Origin of the sequence: Saccharomonospora amisosensis (assembly GCF_011761185.1) — a bacterium.
Classification (GTDB): domain Bacteria; phylum Actinomycetota; class Actinomycetes; order Mycobacteriales; family Pseudonocardiaceae; genus Saccharomonospora_A; species Saccharomonospora_A amisosensis.
On sequence record NZ_JAAOYM010000001.1, the window covers coordinates 3396570 to 3420121 of the forward strand.

Below are 23552 nucleotides of genomic sequence, written 5' to 3' on the forward strand. Positions count from 1 at the left end.
TACCGCCGCCGTCACGGTGCTTGCCCTTCGGCTGTGAAACCGGCCAGGATGCGCGCGTTCTGCCGGAACGTACACAGTGGTCCTTCCCCACGCGAGGGGAATACCGGACGTCCTGCTCGGAGGTCATCGACGAGCCGCCGCGCCGTCGAGACGGACATGTTGTCGAAGAACTCCCAGTTGACCATCACGACGGGCGCGTAGTCGCAGGCCGCGTTGCACTCGACCGACTCGAGTGTGATGGAGCCGTCCTCGGTGGTGCCGTCCTCGCCGGGCCGAAGGTGTTCGCGTAGCGCGGCCAGGATGGCGTCGCCGCCCATGATCGCGCACAGCGTGTTGGTGCACACGCCCACGAGGTGCTCGCCCGCAGGGGCCCGGCGGTACATCGTGTAGAACGTCGCGACCGCCCGCACCTCGGCGGTGGTGAGCCCGAGCAGGCGAGCGCAGAACTCGATGCCGTCGGCCGAAACGTGACCCTCGACCGACTGCACCAGGTGCAGCAACGGCAGCAGTGCCGACCGGGGCCGCGGGTAGCGCTCGATGATCGCTTTGGCGTCCTCCTCCAGCGTCGTCCACGTGGGACGATCCGTCGTGGTCATCGGTCGGCACCTCCCATCACCGGGTCGATGGAGGCGATCGCCGCGATCACGTCGGCGACCATGCCGCCCTCGCACATCGCCGGAACGGCCTGCAGGTTGACGAACGAAGGGTCGCGCAGGTGCACGCGGTAGGGCCTGGTGCCGCCGTCGCTGACCGCGTGCACGCCCAGCTCGCCGCGCGGTGACTCCACTCCCACGTACGCCTGGCCCTCACGCACCCGAAAACCCTCGGTGACCAGCTTGAAGTGGTGGATCAGCGACTCCATCGACTCGCCCATGATCTGGCGGACGTACTCCAGGTCGTTGCCGAGCCCGTCCGCACGCACCGACAACTGCGCGGGCCAGGCGATCTTGCGGTCGGCCACCATCACCGGCCCCGGCCGGAGCAGGTCCAGGCACTGCTCGACGATCGACAGCGACTGCTTCATCTCCTCCAGCCGCACCAGGAACCGGCCGTACGCGTCGCAACTGTCCGAGGTGGCCACCTCGAACTCGTAGTTCTCGTAGCCGCAGTACGGTTGGCTCTTGCGCAGATCGTGCGGCAATCCGGTGGCGCGCAGGATGGGCCCGGTCACTCCGAGCGCCATGCAGCCTGCCAGGTCGAGGTAGCCGACGTCCCGCGTGCGGGCGGAGAAGATGCGATTGGTTGTGCACAGGTCGTCGTAATCGCTGAGCCTGCCGCGCATGATCTTCACGAACTCGGCGATCCGCTGTTGCGTCCCCTCTGGCAGGTCACGTGCCACCCCGCCGGGCCGGATATAGGCGTGGTTCATCCGCAGGCCGGTGATGAACTCGAACAAGTCCAGCACCAGTTCGCGTTCCCGGAAGCCGATCGTCATCACGGTGAGCGCACCGATCTCCATGCCCCCGGTGGCGATACACACCAGGTGAGAGGAGATCCGGTTGAGTTCCATCAGCAGCACCCGGATGACGCTGGCGCGCTCCGGTACCTCGTCGGTGATGCCGAGCAGCTTCTCCACGGCGAGGCAGTAGGCGACCTCGTTGGCGAACGGCGCCAGGTAGTCCATGCGCGTCACGAAAGTGACGGCCTGCGTCCAGTTCCGGTACTCCAGGTTCTTCTCGATCCCGGTATGCAGGTAACCGATACCGCACCGGGCCTCGGTGACGGTCTCCCCCTCCAGCTCCAGGATCAGCCGCAGCACTCCGTGCGTGGACGGGTGCTGCGGCCCCATGTTGACCACGACCCGCTCGTCCGAGGTCTCGCCCGCGGCTTCGACGACGGTATCCCAGTCACCGCCCGCGACCGTCAAGTCCGCCGGCCGCTCCTCGGGAAATGGCGCCTGCTCGGTCTCGGAGAATTCCAGTGTGGACATCAGTGGTAGGACCTCCGCTCGTCGGGCGCGGGCACGGACACACCCGGGTACTCGACGGGAATCCCGCCGAGGGGGTAGTCCTTGCGTTGCGGGTGGCCTTCCCAGTCGTCGGGCAGCTGGATGCGGGTCAGTCCGGGGTGCCCTTCGAATACGATCCCGAAGAAGTCGTAGGTTTCGCGCTCGTGCCAGTCCGCGGTCGGGTACACCGCGACGATCGATGGAACGCGAGGATCGCCGTCGGGACACGACACCTCGACGCGCAGCCTGCGGTTGTGTGTGATGGAGAGGAAGTGGTAGACCGCGTGCAGCTCGGCACCCTCGTCGTGCGGGTAGTGCACACCGGACACCGAGCAGCAGAGCTCGAACCGCAGCCGGGGCACATCCCGCAGAGCGGTCGCGACCGGAAGGAGCCACTCGCGCTCCACGACCAAGGTCAGCTCGTCCCGGTCCACGACGACCCTCGGCACGGCGGCGGCTAAGGAGAGGCCGTGTTCGGAAAGCGCGGCGGCCAGTTCGTCGGCGACCTCGTCGAACCAACCGCCGTAGGGGCGCGGGGTGCCCTCGGGTTGCCGGATCGTGCGGCGCAGCCTGCCGTAGCCGGAGGTATCGCCCGGACCGTCCGCACCGAACATTCCGGCGCGCACGGCCATGACGCCGGTTTCCTCTTCCTGGCGCGGGGAGGCGCCGCCTTCGCCGCCGCTCATGTCGCCGATCCAAGCGTTACCCCGACCGGTGCCGCCAGCGCGGCGGCGCCGACCGCCTCGGCGATACGCTGCCGGTTGCTGCCAAGCGGCATGTGCTGGATTTCCTCGTGTAGCTTGAGGATCGCGTGCATGAGCATCTCGGGCCGGGGCGGGCAGCCGGGCAGGTACACGTCGACCGGCACGACATGGTCGACGCCCTGGACGATCGCGTAGTTGTTGAACATGCCGCCCGACGAGGCGCACGCCCCCATCGAGAGCACCCACTTCGGGTTCGCCATCTGGTCGTACACCTGGCGCAGCACCGGGGCCATCTTCTGGCTCACCCGTCCCGCGACGATCAGCAGGTCCGCCTGGCGCGGCGACGCGCGGAACACTTCCATTCCGAACCTGGCCAGGTCGTAGCGTCCCGCTCCGGTGGCCATCATCTCTATCGCGCAGCAGGCCAGCCCGAACGTAGCAGGCCACAACGAGTTCTTCCGCACCCACCCCGCGAGCTTCTCGACGCCGGTGAGCAGGAATCCGCTGGGCAGTTTCTCCTCAAGGCCCATCTCACCCGCCACCCTGCCCAGACTCGATTGGCGGTCCACAGCGGACGGAGGTTGCCGCGTGGATTGGTCGTCCGAACCGTGCCTTCATCGCGGAACTCCTCAGCGCTCTAGATGGTCAACGAGCGGGGTCGAGCAGGTGGTACAGCAGCAACAACTGCGTGATCGCCAGCGGCTCGCTCCGCACGCCACCGCCGAGACTGCCGAGCGTGTCAGGTACCTCTCCCGGGTCCACGCCGAGCCGTTCCCAGATCGCCTTCTCCACGACCAGGCTCTCTTCCCTCGGCGCGTACCCGTGAATGTGCAGGGTGTCCACGGGGCGACCACCCGAATCCCTGGTGAGCTTGAGATGGATGGCTCGCTGCTCGCTGTCGCCAAGCACCCGGCTCAGGTCGAGGTGGTTGATCGTGGGCCGCAGGATCAGCTCCGCGGAAAGCGGAGTGCCTGGCGGGTCCTGCCTGCCCTCGATCGGGGCGAACCGGACGACGATGTCTGCGTGTGCCCGCTGCGGGCGGATGAACTCGGCCGATTCCGGCTCTCGCCGCTCGAGCTCGGCGAGCACGGCCTCGGCCTGGTACCCCCGCTTCTCGGTGTCCCGCTTGATCTTCCACTGCCTGCGGATCTCCTCTGGCGGGTCGAGGTAGATCATGATGTCGAAGCAGGCGCGAGCCAGCTTGGTGTGCAACGGAAGCAGACCCTCGACGATCACGAACTCCCGAGGCCGCACCAGTTCGGGCCGGGTCAGCTGGCCGGTGTTGTGGTCGTAGACCGGTTTGAGGATCGGTCGACCGGTCGCGAGCAGCTGCAGGTGCTGCTCCATGATCTCGACGTAGTTGCAGTCCGGGTGCAGCGCCGTGAACGGCAGTCCCTTGCGCTCCTGCCGATCGTAGCGATGGTAGTCGTCGACGCACATCGTCGTGACCCGCTCCGGACCCAGCGCCTCAGCCAGCCCGGCTGTCAGCGTGGTCTTCCCGGCCGCGCTGTCCCCGGCGACAGCGACCATCACCGGCCGAGAGGCCGGGTCGTTACCGATGCGCTCGATCTGAATCAGCTTGTGCGGCATACCGGCTCCCGTCCCATCTTCCGCAAGGCGGTCTCCACGACGGCGGCGACCGTGAACCCCAATTCGGCATATACGGTCGGGCCAGGAGCACTGGCACCGAACCGGCGCAGGCCCAGCACCGCGTCGCCGGGGCGGGCCAGTGCGTGCCAACCGGTCGGCACACCCGCCTCGATCCACACGGCCGGGCACTCCGGCAGCTGGAAGTCGCCCTCGGCCAGCGCCTGCTCGAAGCGCTCCCGCCAGGGCACCGAAAGGACCTCGACCGCGATGCCCTCGCCCGCCAGCGTCTCGGCCGCGGCGAGCGCCAGTGTCACCTCTGACCCGGTCGCGGCCAGCACGATCTCGGGAGCCCGCGCGTTCGTCCAGACGGGACGCGCGCCCGTGCGATCGAGCAGGTTCTCGTCAGGCAGATCCAGCACGGGTAGGTCCTGGCGGCTGAGCACGAGCGCGGTGGGCCCATCGGTGCGCTCCAGCGCCAGCCGCCAGCATGCCGCGGTCTCGTTGGCGTCGGCGGGCCGCAGTACCGCGAGGTTCGGAATCAACCGCAGCGACTCGAGTTGCTCGATCGGCTGGTGGGTGGGGCCGTCCTCACCGACGACGATGGAGTCGTGAGTGAACACGAACACCACCGGCAGGCCCATCAGTGCGGCCAGCCGGATCGACGGCCGCAGGTAGTCGGAGAACACCAGGAAGGTACTGCCGTAGCCGCGGAACCCGCCGTGGAGCGCGAGGCCGTTCAGCACCGCGCCCATCGCGTGCTCGCGGATGCCGAAGTGCAGGTTGCGGCCGAGCTGATCGGCCGAGGTGACGTCGCCGCCACCCGGGATCGTCGTGTTGGTGGAGGCGGCCAGATCGGCGGACCCACCCACCAGCCCGGGAAAGGCCGCCGCCACCGACTCGAGCACGGCGCCCGACGCCTTCCGGGTGGCCAGCTTGGTGCCCGGCTCGAACACCGGCAGCCACCCGCTGAGGTCGGCGGGCGCTTCGAGTGGCGTCGAAGGGTCCCATAGCGTGGCCAGTCCGGGGTGCTCCCGCGCCCACAGCAGGCGGCGCTCCGTCCAGGCGAACCGCTCGGCCTGCGTGCGGGCCGCCAGTTCAGCGCACCGCTTGCCAACCTCGGCCGGTACGTGGAACTTCTCCTCCGGCCAATCGTGGGCCGCCCGGAGCGTGGCGATCCGCTCCTCGCCCAGTGGCGCGCCATGTGCCTTGCTGGTGCCCGCGACACCGGGTGCGCCGTAACCGATGGTGGTCCGCACGGCGACCAGGCTGGGCCGGTCCTCCTCGGCGGCCGCCTCAGCGAGTGCCGAGATCACCGCCGGGCCGTCGTTGCCGTCGGCGACCCGCGCGATGTGCCAGCCGTAGGCCGCGAACCGGGCGAGCACGTCGTCGGAGCAGCTCTGGCTCGCGGGCCCGTCGATCGTGACGTCGTTGTCGTCAAAGACGACCGTGAGCCTGCCGAGACCGAGATGTCCGGCGAGCGAGGCGGCCTCGTGGCTGATGCCTTCCATCAGGTCGCCGTCCCCAGCCAGCACCCACGTACGGTGGTCGACAACGGTGTGCCCGTCGGTGTTGGCGCGCGCGGCGAGCATCCGCTCGGCCAGTGCCATGCCGACCGCGTTCGCCATGCCCTGGCCGAGCGGCCCGGTCGTAGTCTCCACCCCGGGCGTGTGGCCGTACTCGGGATGCCCGGGTGTACTCGAACCCCACTGGCGGAACCGGCGCAGCTGCTCAACCGGCAGGTCGTAGCCGAACATGTGCAGCAGGGCGTACAGCAGCATCGAGCCGTGCCCGGCCGAGAGCACGAACCGATCGCGATCCGGCCACTCCGGCTCCGTGGGGTCCTGCCGCAGGAAACGCGACCAGATCGCCCATGCGGGCACCGCGGCGCCCATCGGCAGCCCGGGGTGTCCGCTGCGAGCCTGCTGGACCGCGTCGGCCGCCAGCATACGAATCGTGGTGACGGCGAGGTCGTCGACCTCGTCCCATCGCTGTTGCAGGAAGTTCATGCCGCTTCCTCGCTCGCCGTTGCCAGCTGTCGCAGCCGGGCCAGTTCCTCCGACATCGCGTTAGGCCTGCGGTACAGCGCGGACCCGATACAGAACGTGGTGGCACCGGCGCGCGCCGCGCCGGCGATGGAATCCGGCCCGATCCCGCCGTCCACCTCCAGCTCGATCGGCCTCCCCGCTCGATCGATGAGCGCTCGCGCCTCGGCGATCTTCGACTCCATCGTGGATAGGTAAGCCTGGCCGCCGAAACCGGGATTGACTGTCATCACCAGTACCAGGTCCACCAGATCGAGCACGTGGGCCACGGCCGAAAGCGGTGTCGCCGGATTCACCGCCACACCGGCACGCACGCCCAGTTCAACTAGCTGCGTCAGGGTCCGGTGCAGGTGCGTACAGGTCTCCGCGTGGACGATCACGATTTCGCACCCGGCCTCGACCCAGCGTCGCAGCAGCGGTTCGGGCCGCTCGACCATCAGGTGTGCCTCGAATCCGATGTCGACCACGCGGCGCACCGACGCGATTACGTCGGGCCCTACCGTCAGATTCGGCACGAAAGCACCATCCATGACGTCCCACTGGATGCGGTCGATTCCGGCATCCTGGAGCGCGCGGCATTCCTCGCCCAGCCTGGCGAAATCCGCGGGCAGGATCGAAGCCACAATGCGCGGTCGCGATGGGATCGGCTGCATTCTCCGCAAAACCTCCCGAGTCGTTGTCAGCCGAAGTTAAATCGCGGGCACCTGCCCCCGATCCCCCCGCATGGGGGTGGCCGAGGGGGAGATCCAAGGAACAGGGCGGATGGCCGAGCAGCGCGTAGACTCCTGACGTGCACAACCAGCCGTTGCGAATCCTTGTGGTCGACGACCACGCCATGGTTCTGGAGGGACTCAAAGCGGTCCTGGGACGTTTCCGTGGCCGGGTGCGGATCGTCGGGCAGGCGCTCGACGCGAACGAGGCGCAGTCCCTGGTCGCCGGCCTCGATCCGGACATCGTCGTGGCCGACGTGCGGCTGCGCGGCTCGATGAGTGGGCTGGATCTGTGCCGGAGGCTGCTGGAGAAGGACCCGGACCGCAAGGTGGTCCTGCTGAGCGCGTACGACGACGAGCAGTACCTCTTCCAGGCCATGCGAGCCGGCGCGGCGGGCTACCTGCTCAAGTCGGTCGCCGGCGAGGAACTGGTCCGCCAGCTCGAGCTCGCCGCCGACGGCGAGAAGGTCGTCGATCCCATCATGGCCGGGCGGGCCGTCACGTCCGCGGCCAGGCTGCAGGCAGGCGAGTTCTGGCCGGGTGCGCATCTGTCGCTCACCCAGCGGGAGAGCGAGGTGCTCGGCCACCTGGTCGCCGGGCTTTCCAACCGCGCGATCGCCGCCAAACTGGTGCTCGGCGAGGAGACGATCAAAAGTCACGTACGGGCGATCTTTCGCAAGCTCGACGTGAACGACCGGGCAGGCGCTGTCGCCATCGCGTTGCGCGAAGGGATCTTTCAATGACCTACAGTCTCGGCCTCGCCGACCCGGAGCGCGAGAACGCGCTGCTGGTCGGCATCATCGAGGCCATCTCCGCCGGACCGGAGCTCACGCTGCTCGCGGCCAAGGTGGCACCGCTGATCACCGCCGCGAGCAACACCGACGTGTGTTTCGTGCACGTGCTCGACGACACCGACCGGTCGATGACCCTGCTCGGCGCCACGCCGCCGTTCGACGAGCAGGTCGGCGCGGTACGGCTGCCGCTCGGCGAAGGCATCACGGGCTGGGCGGCGAGTCACGGCGAACCCGTGGTGATCGTCGAGCACAAGGAACGTGATCCGCGCTACCGGTACTTCCCGCAGCTGCGCGGTGAGGACTACACGTCGATGGCGTCGGTGCCGATGGCGAGCAAGCCAGGAGGCCTGGTCGGGGTGCTCAACGTGCACACCCGTGCCCGGCGCGATTTCACCGACCGCGACGTGCGGCTGCTCACCTCGATCGGCAGCCTGCTCGCCGGCGCGGTCCACCAGGCCCGCCTGCATCGCAGGCTGGCCGCGCGCGAGCGGGCGCACGAGCGGTTCACCGAGCAGGTGATCGCGGCGCAGGAGACCGAGCGGCGCAGGCTGGCGGCCGACATTCACGACGGCATCACCCAGCGGCTGGTCAGCCTGCGCTTTCACCTCGACGCCGCGGCGGGCACGTTGACCGAGGAGTGCGGGTTCGCCGCCGGGCAGGTCGAGCGGGCGCGTGAGCTCGCCGATCTCACGTTCGACGAGGCCAGGGCGGCGATCAACGGCCTGCGGCCGCCGGTGCTCGACGACCTCGGGCTCGCCGACAGCCTCGCGAGCCTGGCCCGTTCGCTCGACGAGTTGGACGTGGTGGTGGACGTCGACAACTGCGCGCTGCCGGACCATGCCGCGATCGCGTTGTACCGGATCGCGCAGGAGGCACTGCAGAACGTGGTCAAACATGCCCAAACCAGGGCGGTGCGCCTGACCCTGCTGCGCGATTCCAGCGAGGTTGTGCTGCGGATCACCGACAACGGGCGCGGTTTCGACCGGGACGGCATGTCCTTCGGCGACGGCCTGTCCGCGGGCGGCTACGGGATGGTCAGTATGGCCGAGCGCGCGGAGCTCATCGGTGGCAGGCTGGCGGTCGCCTCCCGGCCGGGGGAGGGCACCACGGTCACCGCGCGGGTCCCTATCCGGTAGCGCGCGACCCGGCGAGCAGCGGGGCCGCCGGATCCGCTCGCCACGCCGCGAATCCCCGATACACGGCCGCCGCGCCGGTGAAGTCCTCGTGACGTGTGTAGTCGTTGGTCACCACCACGCACCGCAGGCCCGCGGCGACCGCGGCCCGCAGGCCGTTGCCGGAGTCCTCCACCGCCATCGCGCGGGACGCGGGCAGCCCCAGCCGGTTAAGGGCCTCGACGTAGGCCGCGGGGTCCGGCTTGAGCGTGCGGACCTCCGAGCCGGTCACCACCACCTCGAACAGGTCCTGGCCGAACAAGCGCCGCAGCAACGGCTCCACCCAGTCGCGGGTTCCGGTGGTCGCGACGGCCAGCCTCATCCCCTGGGCCACCAGCTCCCCCAGCAGTTCCCTGGCACCGGGCCGCGCGGCGATCTCACCGCCGGACACGAGACTTCGCATCCGCTCGGTCTTGTCGCGATGCAGCCGTGCGGCGAGGTCGGCGGCTTCGCTCGGGTCATGTCCCCGGCTCTCCAAGTAAGCGGCGAGCCTGCGACGCCCGCCGGTGATCGCGAGCAGCCTGCCGTACTCCTCGACATCCCAGCGGTAGGGCAGGCCGTTCGCGGCGAAGGCCGCGTTGAACATCGGCCGGTGCCCGTCGCGCTCGCTGTCGACCAAGGTGCCGTCGACGTCGAACACGACCGCTTCACATGGCTCACGCGACATGGTCGCGTGCGGCAGCCTCGCCGTCGTCGCCGGTCAGCGCGGCCGAGTTGCAGTTCACCCGGTGTGCCAGCGCCTCCTGCCCGGCCGCGACCCGATCCGGGCTGCCCTGCCACGCCGCCAGCGCCGGGTCTACCAGCGCCCTGCCGAAGGAGAACGTCAGCGGCCACGGCACGTCGTAGCCCTGCATCGCGGCAAGGTTGTCCGTCGCCTGCTCGGCAGGCTGCCCGCCGGAGAGGAAGGCGATACCAGCGACCTCCTCCGGGACGGCGCCGCGCAGCGTGTCGACGGTGGCCTTGGCGACTTGGTCGGGTTTCGCGACCTCACCCGAGGACTTGCCCGGCACCACCATGTTCGGCTTGAGCACGATGCCGTCCAGCTCGACGCCTGCCTCGCGCAGCTCGGCGAACACCTCGTGCAGCGTCGCCGCGGTCGCCGCGGCACAGGCCGCCATGGAATGGTCACCGTCCATCAGCACCTCTGGCTCGACGATCGGTACCACACCGGCTTCCTGGCACAGCGCGGCATAGCGGGCCAGCGCGTGCGCGTTCGCCCGGCGTGCCCTGCCGCTTGGTTTGCCGTCGCCGATCACGATCACCGCGCGCCACTTGGCGAACCTGGCACCGAGCGCCGCGTAGTCGCTGAGCCGCTCGCGCAGCCCGTCCAGTCCCTCCGTGACCTTCTCCCCCGGCGCCGCCGCGAGCGGTTTGGCCCCGGTGTCGACCTTGATGCCAGGCAGCAGTCCGGTGTCGGCGAGCGCGACCGGGAACGGCTTGCCGTCCGATGTGGCCTGCCGGAAGGTCTCGTCGCACAGGATCACGCCGCTGACGCCCTGGTTGAGGGCTGGTGTCGTGACCAGCACCTCCCGGTAGGCGCGGCGGTTCTCCTCGGTCGGCTCGACACCGGCCTTTTCCAGCCGCGCGGACATCGTCGCGATGCTCTCGTCGGCGGCCAGGATGCCCTTGCCGGGGGCCACCATCTCGGCGGCGGTGGCGGCCAGTTCGGCTTGCACGATCACGCGCTGATCTTCCTTTCCTCCAGGGAGTGGTGATAGTCGACGACGCTGTAGGTACCGAGGCGGTCGAGCTTGTGCTCGCTGATCACCAACCGCACGGTGCCGCTGCGAGCACGCATCACCAGCGACTCGGTAGTCGCGGCCTGCCGTTCGTACCGGACGCCGCGCAGCAACTGGCCATCGGTGACCCCGGTGGCGACGAAGAAGGCCTCCTCGCCCGCCACCAGGTCGTTCGTGGTCAGCACCCGGTCAATGTCATGCCCGGCGCTCAGCGCGCGCTCGCGTTCCTCCTCGTCGCGGGGAGCCAACCGGGCCTGGATCACGCCACCGAGGCACTTCAGCGCGCACGCCGCGATGACACCCTCGGGGGTGCCGCCGATTCCGAGCAGCAGGTCGATGCCGGTGCCCTCGCGCGCGGCCATCACCGCACCGGCCACGTCACCGTCGGAAACCAGTCGGATGCGGGCACCGGTCGCGCGCACGTCGTCGGCCAGCCTGCTGTGCCGTGGCCGGTCGAGCATGCACACCGTCACATCCTTGGGTTCGCTGCCCTTGGCCTTGGCGACGGCGCGCACGTTGTGTGCAACCGGGGCCTGGATGTCAACGGCGTCCGCCGCTTCGGGCCCGGTGACGAGCTTGTCCATGTAGAACACCGCGGAGGGGTCGTACATCGTGCCCGCCGGGCTGACCGCGAGCACGGAAATCGCGTTGCCCATGCCCTTGGCGGTCAGCGTCGTCCCGTCGATGGGATCGACCGCCACGTCCCACGGAGTCCCGTCCGGGGTGCCGATCCGCTCGCCGTTGTGCAGCATGGGCGCCTCGTCCTTCTCGCCCTCGCCGATCACCACGACACCGCTGATCGGCAGCGTGTCGGTCATCGCGCGCATCGCGTCGACAGCCGCGCGGTCGGCCCCGGTCTTGTCGCCCCTGCCGACCCACCGGCCCGCGGACATCGCGGCCGCCTCGGTGACTCTGACCAGGTCGAGCGCGAGATTGCGATCCGGCGCCTGCCGCGCTGGACTGTCCGTCACGAGGCCCTCCTTCTGTGGCGATGCCGTACCTGCACCGTAGGAGCGCCACGCGCCGATCAGCTCCCCCCATGGGTGGAACGTGCGGGGGAGTCGGGGGACCGCCACGCGCCTCCGGCGAGCAGATGCGCCACGAGCAGCTCAACACTGGCCGGGACCCGGCGGTGGGTCACGACGTGCCAGGGCCTGTGCAGCGGCGTGCCGGGTAGCGGCACGGTCTCCAGGTCGCCGGCGGCGAGCTCGCGCTCCACCGCGTCGCGGGACACCAGCGTGACGCCGAGCCCCGCGACCGCACCGGCCACGACCGCACCGTTGGAGCCCAGCGTCAGCCTCGGCGGGTCCAGTTCAAGCCCATCGAGCAACGCCTCGCAGGTCGAGCGGGTTCCCGAACCAGCCTCCCGCATCAACCAGGTGGCGGCACCGGCATCGAACGTCGCGGCGACGGGTGGGGCAGCGACTGCGACGAGATCGTTGGAGCGCTCGGCGCGGATCACCAAATCGTCGGTGCCGCGCGGTGGCCGCCCGGCGATCACGAGGTCCGTCTCATGCCGATCCAGCAACGCCCACACGTGCTCGCTGGTGCCCACGTCCAACCGCAGCTCCACGTCCGGGTACCGGGTGCGGAAACCGGCGAGGGCCGCGGGCAGCAGGTGGTCGGCCGCGGTGGTCACCGCCGCTAGCCGGATACGTCCGTGCGCCGGGTCCAGGTCACCGCGGGCCGCGGACAGCGCCTCGTCGTGCAGCCCGAGCATGGCACGGGCGTATCCGGCGAAGGTCTCCCCGGGCGGGGTGAGCCGCAGCCCGCGCCCGTTGCGCTCGAGCAGCGGCACTCCTACCTCGTCACTGAGCGCGCCGATCGCCGCCGACACCGCGGACTCGGTCAGCACGAGTCGGGCCGCCGCGGCCCGCACCGAGCCGGTGTCGGCCACCGCCACGAAGGCCCGCAGCCTCGCTGTGGTTGTCATTCAACCGTCCTACCCGGTCACCGGCCCGTGGTGCCACCGGGCACCGCTGCGCCGGACGGCGCGTCAGTGGAACGAGTCGCCGCAGGCGCAGGAACCGGATGCGTTCGGGTTGTCGATGGTGAACCCCTGCTTATCGATGGCATCGACGAAATCGATGACCGCGCCAGCCAGGTACGGGGCGCTCATCCGGTCAACCGTGACCCGCAGCCCGTGGTAGTCGTGCACCAGGTCCTCCTCGAGGCTCCGGTTGTCGAAAAACAGCTGGTATCGCAAGCCGGCGCAGCCTCCAGGCTGCACCGCGATGCGCAGCGACAGGTCGCCGCTCCCTTCCTCCCTGGCAAGCAGGGCCTTGGCCTTCCCTGCCGCCGCCTCGGTCACGGTGAGGTCGGTCAGTTGCTGCTGCGTCATGCCACTCCTTTCCCAGCGACCGCGTGGCTCGACGCGAGCCGACGGCGCGCCGCCTCCATGTCGACGGCTCGCACCTTCGCGATCAACTCCTCCAATAACGGCTCGGTCGGTACGACCGGGCAGGTGTACAACACGATTCGCTCGCGGACGATCATCAGCGTTGGCAAGGTCGAGATACCGAACGCGCGGCCGAGTTCGGGTTCCGCCGTGATGTCGACGGTCCCAAACGCCAGGTCGGGATGCCGCCGCGCCGCGCGGAAAAACGCGGCGGTCACCGGCGAACAGGAGTCACCGAACTCGATGAAGAGGATGTCCGCACTCGTTCCGAAGGCAGCGAAACCTTCGGTCGTCACTCTCACCGGGACCATGTATACCTCCGTCCCATACGGTGCCCGGTACGGTACCTGGATCCGTCCGATCGCACACCCCCTCGCGGTCGCGGGCTGCGCGACGTCCCTCGAACTGTCACGCGAGGACCTGGTCGCCCTCGCCCGCGGGCAAGGGCTGATCCGCGCTCCCGCCCGGTCCCACGGTCGGCGCCGGCACAGGTTCGACGAACTCCACGGGCCCGCCGCGCCTGGCGAGCCCGCGCAGGATCGTGCCGGGGCCCGCGTCCCACAGCTCCTGCACGCCGAGCCGCGCAACGGTCTCCATCACCTCGGTCCAGCGCACCGGCAACACCAGTGCCTTCGCGAGCAGTTCGCGAAGGTCCGCCGGATCGTCGTGTGGTTCACCGTCGACGGACGAGACGACCGTGGTCCGACCCGGCGCGAACTCGGTCGCCCGCAACGCTGTCCGCCACCCCGGAAGGGCGCCGACCATGAGCGGAGAGTGGAAGGCACCGTCGATGGGCAGCGTGACCACCCGCGCGGCCGTGGCCTCCGCATGCTTGATCGCCAGCAGGACCGAGGCCCGATCACCGGAGAGCACGACCTGCCGCCGGGCGTTGACGGCGGCGACTTCCAGGACACCGGCGCTCTCGCCGATCACCTGCCTGCGCAACAACTCCACCGCGGCCGGTTCGAGCCCGACCACCGCGGCCATCGCACCGGGCCGCTCCAGCTGCACGGCACGGCAGAGCCGCCCACGCGCCGCGGCGAGCCGAAGCCCGTCCTCCGGGCTGATAACACCGGCGTAGGCCAGCGCGGCCAGTTCGCCGAGACTGTGTCCAGTCACGAGGGGAACTTCGGCGGCCGGGCCGAGCCTGGCCAAGGCCGCGACGAGCCCCGCGACGTAGATCGCCGGCTGTGCCGCTCGGGTATCGGTGAAGTCGAGGGCAGGCAACGCCCGCACCCGCAGCATCTCCAGCAACTCGGCGACCAGCGGCTGCGTACCGTGCCTGCTCAGGCTCGACAGCACGACTTGCGGCCGCATCCCCTGCCCGGCGAACGCGACGCCGGGCAGCTCGGTTCCGCTGCCAAGCATCGCTTCAGCCCCCCGGCTCGCCCGCGAACAGCGCGGTGCCCAACGACAGCCCGCCATCGGCGACCAGAACCTGGCCGGTGACCCAACTGGCAGCCGATGACACCAGGAACAGCACAACCTCGGCGAGCTCACTTTCGGTTCCCAACCTGCCCAGTGGTGTGGCGGCGCGGATCGCCTTCCTGACACCGGCCGCGGGCGCGAACGAGCGGAGCGCCTCCCCCTCCAGCGGCCCGGCCGACGCCGTGTTGACGCGGATGCCGCGCGGCCCGTACTCGGCGGCCAGATAGCGCGTCAACGCCTCGACCGCGGCCTTGGTGGTGCCGATCGCGGCATAGTTTCCCGCCGCCAGGCTCGCCCCGAGAGAAGACAGGTTCACGATCGCGCCACCATCGGACATCTGGGCCGCGGCCAGCTGTGAACACCACAAGGTCCCGTTGAGATTGGTATCGACCGCGCGCGCCCAGTCCTTCTCCGCGAGCTGGTCGATCGGGCCGAACGCTCCCGAGGCCGCGTTGTTGACGAGTATGTCCAGCCGCGCGTGCCGCTCGCCGACGGTGTCGAACATGCGCGAGATCGAGCCGTGCCTGCGAACGCTGCAGCGGATCAGCTCGGCCGAGTGGCCGCGGGCCGTCAGCTCGCGCAACGTCCGCTGCGCGGCCTCCTCCGCGCGCAGGTAGTTGATCACGACGTGCGCCCCACGGGTGGCGAGCCTGTCCACCACCGCCCTGCCGACCCCGTGCGCGCCTCCGGTCACCAGCGCCACCTTGCCGGTCAGGTCCCGCACCATGTGCCTCCGCCGTTGCGACCTGCTTGTCGCGGCAAGCTCGGTTCCCCTATGCTTACTTATATAGTTATATCCGAACTTCTCTTATTTGTGATGCCTGACAAGGGAGTCAGATGTCGACGAGCGGTACGCGGGAACTGCCCCTCGAAGAGCTGGGGATCAGGTTCCCGCTCCGAGCGTTTCCAGATCACGGTGGAATTCGCGATCAGGTGTGGCACCACAACAACAAGGTCGCCGAAGTCCGGCGCTCCACACGGGAAGGAGCCAACCGATGATCACGCGGGAAAGCATCCTCGACGCCCTTCGCGACGTCGACGACCCGGAGTTGCATCGATCGATCGTCGACCTCGAGATGGTGCGCGAGATCGACATCGACGGCACCGAGGTCACCGTCCACTTGGCTCTGACGATCGCCGGATGCCCGCTACGCGACTACTTTCACCGCGTGGTGCCGGAACGAGTCCAAGCAGCGTGTCCAGAGGTCACCGCCGTTCGGGTGGAGCTCACGGCCATGACGGAGGAGGAGCGCTCCCGGGTGGTCGGCGGGGTACGGGTCACGGTGCCTCGGATCGGCGAAAGCGGATCGAACACCCGAATCATCGCCGTGGGCAGCGGCAAGGGTGGTGTCGGCAAATCCACCGTGGCGGTGAATCTGGCGACCGCACTCGCGGCGCACGGGCACCGCGTCGGTCTGCTCGACGCCGACATCTGGGGATTCTCCGTTCCGCACATGCTCGGCGCTACCGGGCGGCCCACCGTTGTCGACGATCTCATCATGCCGCTACAAGCACACGGGCTGGCCGTGTTGTCGATCGGCAACTTCGTCCCGGAGGACGGCCCCGTGGTCTGGCGGGGCCCCATGCTGCACAAGGCGCTGGAGCAGATGCTCGGTGACGTCCACTGGGACGACCGGGACTACCTGGTGGTCGACATGCCTCCCGGCACCGGAGATGTCTCGATCTCGCTGGCACAGTTCCTCCCCAACGCTGACTTCCTGCTCGTCACAACGCCACACGAAAGCGCGGAGCGGGTCGCGTTGCGCGCGGGCCGGATGATGACCAAGGTCGGGCTGCGGCTGGTCGGCGTGGTGGAGAACATGGCGAGCTTCGTCTGCGGTGACTGCGACCGGGAGCACGATCTCTTCGGCACCGGCGCTGGCACCCGGCTCGCCGAACTCCTCGACACTCCCCTGCTCGCTCGCATCCCGCTGGAGCCGGCCTTCGCCACGACCGGAACGCCCACCGTGCTCGCGCACCCTGAATCGGCCGGGTCAACCCGCTTCGCGGAGCTGGCCGAGACCATCTCCGCGAAGCCGAGCCTGTTGCACCGACCGCTACCGCTGTTCACCTGACGGCAGGACGAGGAAGACCTGGCCTCCTTCCCGCGCCACCGTGAAGATCTGCGCCTCCGAGTCGGCCGGGCCCCGGCACCGCTCGCCGGTGCGGACGTCGAACTGGCTTCCGTGCCGCGGGCAGGTCAGGACCGCTCGGTCGAGTTCCCCTGTGGACAGTTGCGCACCCGCGTGCGGGCACCGGTCGGCTATCGCGTAGAGCCTGCCCGCAACCTGGTACACCGCGACAGGCCCGACCGGCGTTTCGGGAACGCGGCAAACCAGCCCGAGCCTGCCCGCGGCGTCGGCCGCGTCGAGCAGCGGAAATCGGCGGTGCGCGAGCCCACCAGCCAGCCGCTCGGCCAGCCTCGCCCCGACCGCGCCTCGGTTGACCACCACATCGCAACCCGCCCGCTGAGCGGACCGCCACAACTGCTGATCAGGGAAAGCCGAGTAGCCGAGAATGACCGTCTCCGGCCATCGCTCGTGCCACTCCCTGACCGTGTCGAGAGCATCGGGTTGGTCCAGTTCGAGCACGGCCGCGGTCGGCCGGGCGTCCGGATCGGACGTCCGGCCGACCGAGAATCCGTGCTCCTCGGCGATCCTGGCGACACGTCTGGCCACCAGCGCGTCCTGACCGTGCAACAGGATCTCTTGTCGGGCTCCGTCCGTCATCAGATGAACAGCGTGATGTCGGCCTTGGCGGCCATGTCGATGAAGCTGGCCGCACCCAGCGTCGGCTGCAGTCCCTCGACGAAGTCCTCCTGCTTCAGCCCGTAGAGATCCATCGTCATCTGGCACGGATGCATCCGGACCCCCACCGAGAGCGCCATCTCCAGCAGCTCTGTTGGCGTAGCCACCTTGTACTGCTTCGCCAGCTTCTTGATCATCATCGTGCCCGCGCCGCCGAAGTGGATCTTGCCCAACTTCAGGTGGTCCGTTCCACCCCGGTCGACAAGCGACTCCGCCTTCTGCATCCAGTTCGTCCCGGTCACGCGCTTGTCGTTGCGCTGCAACACCCGCAGGCCCCAGAAGGTGAAGAAGACGTCAACCTCCAGACCCGACGCGGCACCGGTGGTGGCCAGGATCAGGGTGGGCCACACCCGGTCCAGGTCACTGCTCCAGCACACCATCGCGAGCCGCTTGGCCCGCTCCTCCACCTCGATATCGTCCTCGGCCATCATTCACCTCTCAGTTCTGATTTACCGACCTCCCGGCCCGGGTCGTGATCACGGCTCGTACCGGACGTTTCTCACATGCGCTGGATCAACCAGGCCACACCCTGAACCAGCCGAAAGACCAGGTATCCGGCGAATACCAGTGCAACCACCAGCCACCAGGCGGACACCCGGCGCCCGCCGTGGTCGGTGCCCTCAGGCACACCGCTCATCACGCGGCTCCTCTCATTCCGCACACCGGTAGCAGTGGATGTCGTGCTCTGCCAGAAAAGCCTGGTAGGCCTGCAATGCGGCTTCACCGTCGAGCAGGTGTGCACGCTCCTCGTCGAACCGCTCCGGACGCAACCGTGCTATCCAGCCCGCGCCATACGGGTCCCGGTTGGCCACCGCGATGTCCTCGGCGAACGCCTCCTCGTTCGCCGCGACCAGCTTTCCGGTCAGCGGCGTCGGAAACGGTCCCACCCACTTCGCGCTCTCGATGGTCGCCACCGAGCGGCCGCGTGCGAAATTCTTACCCACACGCCGCCAGGTGACCTGCACCATCCGGCCACCCATCGTCTGCGCCACGTCGGTCATGCCGAGCACCACATCGTCTCCTTCGGGCCGCACCCAGACATTCATTCCCACGTCGTAGAGCAGGTCGTCCGGGATGACACAGCCGCGCCACACGACATCGCTCACCGCACTCACCCGTCACACGAGATGCCCTCGGCGTCCAGGAACCGCTGGTAGGCCTCGATTCCCTCCGGACCGGTCACCAGGTCCGCGGAATCCGCGGCCCAGTCGCCGGCACGCAGCTTCGCCACCCATCCTGCGCCGTAGGGGTCGGAGTTGATCTGCGCGGGCGAGCTCGTCAGGCTCTCGTTCACCTCGACGATCTCGCCCGAAACCGGAGCAGGCACTGGGCCGACCCATTTCCCACTCTCTACCGTCGCGACGTTTCGTCCCTTGCGGACCTGTTTTCCTGCCTTCTTCAAGGTCACCGAGATGATCGTCTTCGCGAGGTTCTGCGCGACGTCGGTCATCCCGACGATGACCAGATCACCTTCCGGGCGCACCCAGATGTGCTTCTCCACGAGGTAGTACAGGTCCTCGGGGAGGTTACAGTTCTTGACCACCGTCACCGTTCTCAAGCTCCCGTCTGCTGTGCCGGGTGTTCGGCCACCAGGTGGTGGACGAGCATGTCGAGTGCCACCATGCGAATCTCGGCGCCGAACTCCTCGAGGAACCGGGGATCGCGCGTGCCCTTGCGAACGCGGTGCTCGTAGCTCTCGCCACAGACCGGGCAGGTCACCTCGTAATACTGAGTCCCGTTGCGTTCCTTGGTTCCTACGGCGTCGGGGTGCTTATCCGCGAGATGCGCATGCAGTGAACGCGGTGCTCCCTCGAACGCGCACCAGGGGCAGTTCATGACACCACCGCCCCGGCCGCGCTGCTGGCCATCAGGTGCACCAGCGAGACGATCCCGTGCCCGGTCTCGGTCAACCGCACCAGGTCGCCGTCGAGTTCGCGACTAACCAGCCCTGCCTGTACCAGGTCGTTGACCACTTCCCAGGCCACGATCCTCGCGCAGGACAGCAGGTCGGCCAGTTCGGCGGTCGTGACGGCACCATCGGTGAGCCGTTCCAACACGCGCCAGCCCGCCGGGTCACACGCGGCGCGCAGGGTACGCAGCACCAGCGCCACCGTGGCATCGGCCGCCGTCGCCTCGTCCACCGCGCCGGGGGCCGACCCCTCGCCGCCGGGGCGGAAGGCGAAACTGTCGTGGCGCCGCAGCGCGGCCCGCAGCGTGTTCAGCCGGTCGCCGATACTCTTCCCGATCAGTTCGGGGTCGAAACCGTTCACGATGTGGCAGCCTCCAGCACGTCGGGTGCCGCAGGGCGGCGCAGCGCCTCCCGCACCAGCAACGTGACGTCTCGCACCGCCAGCCGGTCCTCGTTGCGGGTGGTCTTCACCGCGTCGGAATACATCGTCACGTCCTTAGGGCAGGAGACGACGAAGTAGTCCACACCGAGTTCGATGGCCTCCCGGATGCGGTTCTCGCTGGGGCGTTCGGCAAGGGCACTGTCGTCCATCCAGATTCGCCCACCGCCCGCGCCGCAGCAGAAGGTGTTCGCACCGTTGCGCGGCATCTCGACCAGCTCACAACCCAGCGCGCGCAGCAACCGCCGGGGAGCGTCCACCACGCCGTTGTAGCGGGCGAGGTAGCACGGGTCGTGGTAGGTCACCCGGTAGTTCAACGGTTCCACCTCGATGGCACCCGACTCGACCAGGTCGGCCAGCAACTCGGTGTAGTGCCACACCTTGTATCGGGCACCCCGCGCCGGATACTCGTTGCGCAAGGTGTTGAGCGAGTGCGGGTCCGTGGTGAAGATCTCCTCGAAGTTCGCCTGCTCCAGCGCCGAGACGTTGTGCTCGGCGAGCATCTCGAACAGGCCCTCCTCTCCGGTTCGCCGAACGTCGTTGCCCGCGTTACGCTCACCGTCGTACAGCAGTCCGAAGTTGACACCCGCGCCGTGCAGGATCTCAGCCAGCGCACGCGAGTTGTCCTGCAACCGGTCGTCGAAGCTGGCGAAGTCGCCGACGAACCACAGATACCGCACGGGTTCCTTGCGCGCGTCGGGGATCTTGAAGTCCAGCCCCTTGGTCCATCGGGCGCGCATCCGCGCGGATTTGCCGAAGGAGTTGCCCTGGGTGGACAGGTTCTTGAGTGCTTGCTGCAGGGTGGGGTCCATCTCCCCCTCGTCCACCAGGCCGCGCCGCAGCTGCACGATGGTCGGCACGTGCTCGATGCCCACGGGGCACACCTCGACGCAGTGCATGCACGTGGTGCACGCCCACAACGTCTGCGACGGCACGACGTCACCGGCGATCCTGGCGTCGGCACCGGCGGTGAGCGGGCCCGAGGCGTCGCCGCGAGTCTCCCTGTCGAGCAACGTCATGCCGCCCGTCTGGGTGTCCACCCACTGTCGCAGGTCCAGTATCAGGTCGCGAGGTGACAGCGGGGCGCCCGCCGTGCGCGCGGGGCACACCTCGTGGCAGCGCCCACACTTGGTGCACGCGTCGAGATCGAGTAGTTCCTTCCAGGTGAAGTCGGAAAGCTCCCGGTAGCCGACATGGTCGGTTTCCGCCGGTGCGGGCAACTCACGGGCCGTCGAGCGCTCGTGCACCAGCAGGTTCGCCGCGTCCAGCAGCATGTGCATGGCCTTGGAGAACGGGATGTAGACGACGAAGCCCAGCGCCAGCACCGCGTGCACCCACCACTGCGCAAGGTGCGCCGAATTACCGGCCTCTGGTGACATTCCCAGCCCCGAGAACAGCCGTGCCATTATCCAGCCGATCGGCGACCACACCTCGAACGAGGGGAATCGCGCGCCGACAATCCGGAATGCCTCCAGCAGGTAGCCGGTCACCAGGATGGCGGCGAACAGGCCGATGAAGACCCAGTCCCCCGCGACGATACGCGAGCGGGAGTAGCCGCCCTCTGGCTTCTCGGCACGCTGGTAGTCCAGCTTGCGCGGGCGCAGCAGGCCGCGGCGTACCGCCATGTAGGCCAGCCCGAGCACGGCGGTGAGGCCCATCGTGTCGAGAATGACCGAGTAGCCGATGTAGAACGGGCCGTTGAAGAAGCTCACCTCGCGGTCGGAGAACAGCTTCGAGGCCTTCCGCACGATGTCGTAGTCGATGGTCAGGATCACCGTGCCGATGAACAGCGTGATGAATCCCCAGAAAATGAAGAAGTGCGCGATCCCGACCGCGCGGTCGCGGCGACCCACCGAGGTGTTCGCCGCCACCGCGCCGACCGACCAGTTGTCACCCCGGCGCCGCACACCCTGCGCAGGGCTGGTGAACAGCGCCTTCCACAAGGTCGACATCCGGCCGGCCGGACGCCCTTGCCGGTATTTGCGCACACGCCGGTAGAAACCCCAGAAGAATACGACGATGGTGACCGTGGCGAGGACGTAGAACACGGCCTCGCCCACCACGCCGATACCCTGGAACACCGGCCGGGTCTCCTCCCCGGCGGCGAGAGCGTCCGAAACCACTCGTCACTCCTTGATCTTGTCCACCAACGCGGGCACCAGGTCGAAGAGATCTTCGGCCGAGCCGTAATGCGCGACATCGAAGATCGGGGCGTTCTCGTCGGTGTTGCAGGCGATGATCAGTTCGGCGTCGCGCATACCCTCGAGATGCTCGGGCGCTCCGGAGATGCCGAACGCCAGGTATGCCTTGGGCTTGACCTTCAACCCGGACTTGCCGACCTGGCGGGTCTTCGGCAGCCAGCCCGAGTCGATAACCGGGCGCGACGCCGACAGTGGCGCGCCGAGCGCGTCCGCGAGCTCCTGCACCAGTTCCAGATTGTCCTGCGAGTCGATGCCGCGGCCCACCGACACGAGCAGTTCGGCGTCGGTGATGTTGACGTCGCCGCCTTCGGGCTCGATCACCCGTGCCAGGCTCATCCGCAGCTTCTCCAGCTCGTCCGGCGGCGCCGCGGTGACGACCTCCTGGGAGGCGGCCGGTTCCTGCCCTGCCGCCGCGGGGAAGGCACCGGCCAGCACGGTGCAGACGCCGCGCTCGCCGGCGAGTTCCACCTCCGCCATGACCTTTCCGCCCATCACCTGGCAGGTGGCCACCAGCGTGTCGCCCTCGGCCTTCAGGTCGCCGACGTAGGCGGCCAGCGGGGCGTCCCACAACACCGACAGTGCCGCACCGAGGTCAAGGCCCACCGTCGCGTTGGACAGCAGCACCAGGCGCGGGGCGCGCTCGGCGAGCACGCTCAGCAGTGCGGTTTCGTAGCCCTCGCAGGTGTAGTCGGCCAGTGCCGGGTGGTCCATCGACACGACGACATCGGCACCCCCCACTTGCGACACCAGGTCCGAGGGCCCGAACAGGGCCACCTCCGCCTTGCCGCCCCAGGCCGCCGCCAGTTCCTTCGCCTTGCCCAGCAGCTCGTAGCTGCTCTCGGAGAGCTGCCCGCCGACGTGTTCGGCGAGCACAAGAACGTTGTCACTCATGATTCCCTCACGCCTTGACGATGCCGCGCTCGCGCAGCAGTTCGATGATCTTGGCGGCCACGTCTTCGGTATCCCCTGACAGCATCTCGGCGTGGCCGGTCGCCTCTGGTGGATACATCCGCCGCACCGACAGTCCGGAACCGGTTGGCTGTGCCGCCACGGTCACCTCACGTACACCGCCCGCCTGCATCGCCTGTCGAATGCGGGTGATGGGCGCATAGCGGGGTGCCTCGCGAGACGCCTGCAGGCCGATGACCGCGGGCGTGGGCAGCTCCAGCTCGTGCGAGCGGCCACCGGCGAACTCCTGGCGGACCACCAGGTTGCCGTCCCGCACGCGCAGCTCGGCCACGACCGAGACGTGCCGCTGCCCGAGCCGCGCGGCGAGCATCGGAGCCAGCTGGCCGTCGAGGTCATCAGGCGCCTGCACGCCGGTGATGACCACGTCGGCGGGTTCCTCGGCCAGGTAGGCGGCGAAGACCGCGGCGCGCGAGTGCGTGTCCTGCCCGCCGCCTTCGAGCTTGACGGCGCCGTCCGCGCCCTTCGCGATCGCCGTGTACAGCGCCTGGTCGATGTCCGGGTCGTCGGCCAGTCCTACGGCCACCACCTCGGCGCCCGTCTCGTCCTTGACGAGCAAGGCCTCCTCCAGTGCCTGGTCGTCCCATTCGTTGAGCACGAACTTCAGGAACTCGCGGTCGATGTCGGTCTCGTCGGGAGTCAGCTCGATCTCCTCGACCAGATCCGGAACCGCTTTCATGGCAACGACAATGCGCACGTTCTCAC

28 protein-coding genes are annotated in these 23552 nt (G+C 68.8%); 3 read left to right on the plus strand and 25 right to left on the minus strand.

Going from position 1 to position 23552, the window contains the following annotated elements; translation table 11 throughout:
* Window positions 1-11: 11 nt before the first annotated feature.
* From nuoE to rpe, 7 genes are all read right to left on the minus strand, one after another.
* Window positions 12-596 (minus strand): NADH-quinone oxidoreductase subunit NuoE, encoded by a 585-nt coding sequence (nuoE, locus tag FHU38_RS16480; RefSeq protein ID WP_167172421.1) that lies wholly within the window; start codon window positions 594-596, stop codon window positions 12-14.
* A complete protein-coding gene (locus FHU38_RS16485; protein ID WP_167172427.1) occupies window positions 593-1930 on the minus strand; it encodes an NADH-quinone oxidoreductase subunit D in 1338 nt (445 codons plus the stop codon). Before FHU38_RS16485 ends, nuoE begins: the two co-directional genes overlap by 4 nt.
* Window positions 1930-2634: an NADH-quinone oxidoreductase subunit C gene (locus FHU38_RS16490; RefSeq protein WP_167172429.1), complete on the minus strand. Its 705-nt coding sequence runs from the start codon at window positions 2632-2634 to the stop codon at window positions 1930-1932. The genes FHU38_RS16485 and FHU38_RS16490 overlap by 1 nt, the downstream gene beginning before the upstream one ends.
* Window positions 2631-3182 (minus strand): NuoB/complex I 20 kDa subunit family protein, encoded by a 552-nt coding sequence (locus FHU38_RS16495; RefSeq protein WP_167176170.1) that lies wholly within the window; start codon window positions 3180-3182, stop codon window positions 2631-2633. The genes FHU38_RS16490 and FHU38_RS16495 overlap by 4 nt, the downstream gene beginning before the upstream one ends.
* Before the next feature lie 115 nt (window positions 3183-3297).
* Window positions 3298-4242, minus strand: a complete 945-nt coding sequence (locus tag FHU38_RS16500) for a phosphoribulokinase (protein WP_167172431.1) — start codon at window positions 4240-4242, stop codon at window positions 3298-3300.
* Window positions 4227-6248: a transketolase gene (tkt, locus tag FHU38_RS16505; protein WP_167172433.1), complete on the minus strand. Its 2022-nt coding sequence runs from the start codon at window positions 6246-6248 to the stop codon at window positions 4227-4229. Before tkt ends, FHU38_RS16500 begins: the two co-directional genes overlap by 16 nt.
* Complete coding sequence (rpe, locus tag FHU38_RS16510) at window positions 6245-6937, minus strand: ribulose-phosphate 3-epimerase (RefSeq protein ID WP_167172435.1); 693 nt, start codon at window positions 6935-6937, stop codon at window positions 6245-6247. Before rpe ends, tkt begins: the two co-directional genes overlap by 4 nt.
* Before the next feature lie 137 nt (window positions 6938-7074).
* Between rpe and FHU38_RS16515 the strand changes: the two genes are divergently transcribed.
* Complete coding sequence (locus tag FHU38_RS16515; RefSeq protein ID WP_313886800.1) at window positions 7075-7737, plus strand: response regulator transcription factor; 663 nt, start codon at window positions 7075-7077, stop codon at window positions 7735-7737.
* Window positions 7734-8924, plus strand: coding sequence for a GAF domain-containing sensor histidine kinase (locus FHU38_RS16520; protein ID WP_167172437.1), 1191 nt, complete (start codon window positions 7734-7736; stop codon window positions 8922-8924). The genes FHU38_RS16515 and FHU38_RS16520 overlap by 4 nt, the downstream gene beginning before the upstream one ends.
* On the opposite strand, the gene FHU38_RS16525 is transcribed toward FHU38_RS16520, so the two are convergent.
* The 8 genes from FHU38_RS16525 to FHU38_RS16560 form a co-directional block, all read right to left on the minus strand.
* Window positions 8914-9600 (minus strand): HAD-IA family hydrolase, encoded by a 687-nt coding sequence (locus tag FHU38_RS16525; RefSeq protein ID WP_313886801.1) that lies wholly within the window; start codon window positions 9598-9600, stop codon window positions 8914-8916. The two genes, FHU38_RS16520 and FHU38_RS16525, sit on opposite strands and share 11 nt — an antisense overlap.
* A gap of 16 nt (window positions 9601-9616) precedes the next feature.
* Window positions 9617-10642: a class I fructose-bisphosphate aldolase gene (locus tag FHU38_RS16530; RefSeq protein WP_313886802.1), complete on the minus strand. Its 1026-nt coding sequence runs from the start codon at window positions 10640-10642 to the stop codon at window positions 9617-9619.
* Entirely contained in the window at window positions 10639-11670 is a 1032-nt protein-coding gene (glpX, locus tag FHU38_RS16535; RefSeq protein WP_167172441.1) for a class II fructose-bisphosphatase, read from the minus strand. Before glpX ends, FHU38_RS16530 begins: the two co-directional genes overlap by 4 nt.
* A gap of 56 nt (window positions 11671-11726) precedes the next feature.
* Window positions 11727-12632: a LysR family transcriptional regulator gene (locus tag FHU38_RS16540; RefSeq protein WP_167172443.1), complete on the minus strand. Its 906-nt coding sequence runs from the start codon at window positions 12630-12632 to the stop codon at window positions 11727-11729.
* A gap of 63 nt (window positions 12633-12695) precedes the next feature.
* Entirely contained in the window at window positions 12696-13040 is a 345-nt protein-coding gene (locus FHU38_RS16545; protein ID WP_167172445.1) for a HesB/IscA family protein, read from the minus strand.
* Complete coding sequence (locus tag FHU38_RS16550) at window positions 13037-13399, minus strand: thioredoxin family protein (RefSeq protein WP_167172447.1); 363 nt, start codon at window positions 13397-13399, stop codon at window positions 13037-13039. Before FHU38_RS16550 ends, FHU38_RS16545 begins: the two co-directional genes overlap by 4 nt.
* Window positions 13400-13505: 106 nt before the next feature.
* The gene (locus tag FHU38_RS16555; protein WP_167172449.1) at window positions 13506-14465 is read right to left on the minus strand and encodes an ACP S-malonyltransferase; all 960 of its coding nucleotides are present in this window, start codon (window positions 14463-14465) and stop codon (window positions 13506-13508) included.
* 4 nt (window positions 14466-14469) lie between these two features.
* Window positions 14470-15252, minus strand: a complete 783-nt coding sequence (locus tag FHU38_RS16560; RefSeq protein WP_167172451.1) for an SDR family oxidoreductase — start codon at window positions 15250-15252, stop codon at window positions 14470-14472.
* A gap of 268 nt (window positions 15253-15520) precedes the next feature.
* On the opposite strand from FHU38_RS16560, the gene FHU38_RS16565 reads away from it, so the two are divergent.
* Complete coding sequence (locus FHU38_RS16565) at window positions 15521-16600, plus strand: Mrp/NBP35 family ATP-binding protein (RefSeq protein WP_167172453.1); 1080 nt, start codon at window positions 15521-15523, stop codon at window positions 16598-16600.
* Here the strand turns inward: FHU38_RS16565 and FHU38_RS16570 are convergent.
* From FHU38_RS16570 to FHU38_RS16615, 10 genes are all read right to left on the minus strand, one after another.
* A complete protein-coding gene (locus FHU38_RS16570) occupies window positions 16583-17254 on the minus strand; it encodes a Rieske (2Fe-2S) protein (RefSeq protein ID WP_167172455.1) in 672 nt (223 codons plus the stop codon). The two genes, FHU38_RS16565 and FHU38_RS16570, sit on opposite strands and share 18 nt — an antisense overlap.
* Window positions 17254-17763 (minus strand): DsrE/DsrF/DrsH-like family protein, encoded by a 510-nt coding sequence (locus tag FHU38_RS16575; protein ID WP_243852278.1) that lies wholly within the window; start codon window positions 17761-17763, stop codon window positions 17254-17256. The genes FHU38_RS16570 and FHU38_RS16575 overlap by 1 nt, the downstream gene beginning before the upstream one ends.
* 68 nt (window positions 17764-17831) lie before the next feature.
* Window positions 17832-17969, minus strand: a complete 138-nt coding sequence (locus FHU38_RS16580) for a hypothetical protein (protein ID WP_167172457.1) — start codon at window positions 17967-17969, stop codon at window positions 17832-17834.
* A gap of 13 nt (window positions 17970-17982) precedes the next feature.
* Window positions 17983-18438, minus strand: coding sequence for a glycine cleavage system protein H (locus tag FHU38_RS16585; RefSeq protein WP_313886803.1), 456 nt, complete (start codon window positions 18436-18438; stop codon window positions 17983-17985).
* A gap of 5 nt (window positions 18439-18443) precedes the next feature.
* Window positions 18444-18881 (minus strand): glycine cleavage system protein GcvH, encoded by a 438-nt coding sequence (gene gcvH, locus FHU38_RS16590; protein ID WP_167172461.1) that lies wholly within the window; start codon window positions 18879-18881, stop codon window positions 18444-18446.
* A 5-nt stretch (window positions 18882-18886) separates the two neighbouring features.
* Window positions 18887-19168 carry a hypothetical protein gene (locus FHU38_RS16595; RefSeq protein ID WP_167172463.1) on the minus strand — a complete coding sequence of 94 codons (282 nt, stop codon included), beginning with the start codon at window positions 19166-19168 and terminating at the stop codon, window positions 18887-18889.
* On the minus strand, window positions 19165-19602 hold the full coding sequence (locus tag FHU38_RS16600) for a hypothetical protein (protein ID WP_167172465.1): 438 nt from the start codon (window positions 19600-19602) through the stop codon (window positions 19165-19167). The genes FHU38_RS16595 and FHU38_RS16600 overlap by 4 nt, the downstream gene beginning before the upstream one ends.
* Complete coding sequence (locus FHU38_RS28025) at window positions 19599-21803, minus strand: heterodisulfide reductase-related iron-sulfur binding cluster (protein ID WP_167172467.1); 2205 nt, start codon at window positions 21801-21803, stop codon at window positions 19599-19601. The genes FHU38_RS16600 and FHU38_RS28025 overlap by 4 nt, the downstream gene beginning before the upstream one ends.
* Before the next feature lie 3 nt (window positions 21804-21806).
* Window positions 21807-22772, minus strand: a complete 966-nt coding sequence (locus FHU38_RS16610; RefSeq protein WP_167172469.1) for an electron transfer flavoprotein subunit alpha/FixB family protein — start codon at window positions 22770-22772, stop codon at window positions 21807-21809.
* Between the two features lie 7 nt (window positions 22773-22779).
* Window positions 22780-23544 (minus strand): electron transfer flavoprotein subunit beta/FixA family protein, encoded by a 765-nt coding sequence (locus FHU38_RS16615; protein ID WP_167172477.1) that lies wholly within the window; start codon window positions 23542-23544, stop codon window positions 22780-22782.
* Window positions 23545-23552: the final 8 nt, after the last annotated feature.

Excerpts from the sequence above, each read along its gene's own strand:
- nuoE (WP_167172421.1), bottom strand. The coding sequence starts at position 596 with ATGACCACGACGGATCGTCCCACGTGGACGACGCTGGAGGAGGACGCC.
- rpe (WP_167172435.1), bottom strand. The coding sequence starts at position 6,937 with ATGCAGCCGATCCCATCGCGACCGCGCATTGTGGCTTCGATCCTGCCC.
- FHU38_RS16570 (WP_167172455.1), bottom strand. The coding sequence starts at position 17,254 with ATGACGGACGGAGCCCGACAAGAGATCCTGTTGCACGGTCAGGACGCG.
- FHU38_RS16555 (WP_167172449.1), bottom strand. The coding sequence starts at position 14,465 with ATGCTTGGCAGCGGAACCGAGCTGCCCGGCGTCGCGTTCGCCGGGCAG.
- FHU38_RS16575 (WP_243852278.1), bottom strand. The coding sequence starts at position 17,763 with ATGATGGCCGAGGACGATATCGAGGTGGAGGAGCGGGCCAAGCGGCTC.
- FHU38_RS16490 (WP_167172429.1), bottom strand. The coding sequence starts at position 2,634 with ATGAGCGGCGGCGAAGGCGGCGCCTCCCCGCGCCAGGAAGAGGAAACC.
- FHU38_RS16495 (WP_167176170.1), bottom strand. The coding sequence starts at position 3,182 with ATGGGCCTTGAGGAGAAACTGCCCAGCGGATTCCTGCTCACCGGCGTC.
- FHU38_RS16500 (WP_167172431.1), bottom strand. The coding sequence starts at position 4,242 with ATGCCGCACAAGCTGATTCAGATCGAGCGCATCGGTAACGACCCGGCC.
- FHU38_RS16520 (WP_167172437.1), top strand. The coding sequence starts at position 7,734 with ATGACCTACAGTCTCGGCCTCGCCGACCCGGAGCGCGAGAACGCGCTG.
- FHU38_RS16595 (WP_167172463.1), bottom strand. The coding sequence starts at position 19,168 with ATGAACTGCCCCTGGTGCGCGTTCGAGGGAGCACCGCGTTCACTGCAT.
- FHU38_RS16565 (WP_167172453.1), top strand. The coding sequence starts at position 15,521 with ATGATCACGCGGGAAAGCATCCTCGACGCCCTTCGCGACGTCGACGAC.
- FHU38_RS16560 (WP_167172451.1), bottom strand. The coding sequence starts at position 15,252 with ATGGTGCGGGACCTGACCGGCAAGGTGGCGCTGGTGACCGGAGGCGCG.
- FHU38_RS16580 (WP_167172457.1), bottom strand. The coding sequence starts at position 17,969 with ATGAGCGGTGTGCCTGAGGGCACCGACCACGGCGGGCGCCGGGTGTCC.
- FHU38_RS16545 (WP_167172445.1), bottom strand. The coding sequence starts at position 13,040 with ATGACGCAGCAGCAACTGACCGACCTCACCGTGACCGAGGCGGCGGCA.
- FHU38_RS16540 (WP_167172443.1), bottom strand. The coding sequence starts at position 12,632 with ATGACAACCACAGCGAGGCTGCGGGCCTTCGTGGCGGTGGCCGACACC.
- tkt (WP_167172433.1), bottom strand. The coding sequence starts at position 6,248 with ATGAACTTCCTGCAACAGCGATGGGACGAGGTCGACGACCTCGCCGTC.
- FHU38_RS16610 (WP_167172469.1), bottom strand. The coding sequence starts at position 22,772 with ATGAGTGACAACGTTCTTGTGCTCGCCGAACACGTCGGCGGGCAGCTC.
- FHU38_RS16485 (WP_167172427.1), bottom strand. The coding sequence starts at position 1,930 with ATGTCCACACTGGAATTCTCCGAGACCGAGCAGGCGCCATTTCCCGAG.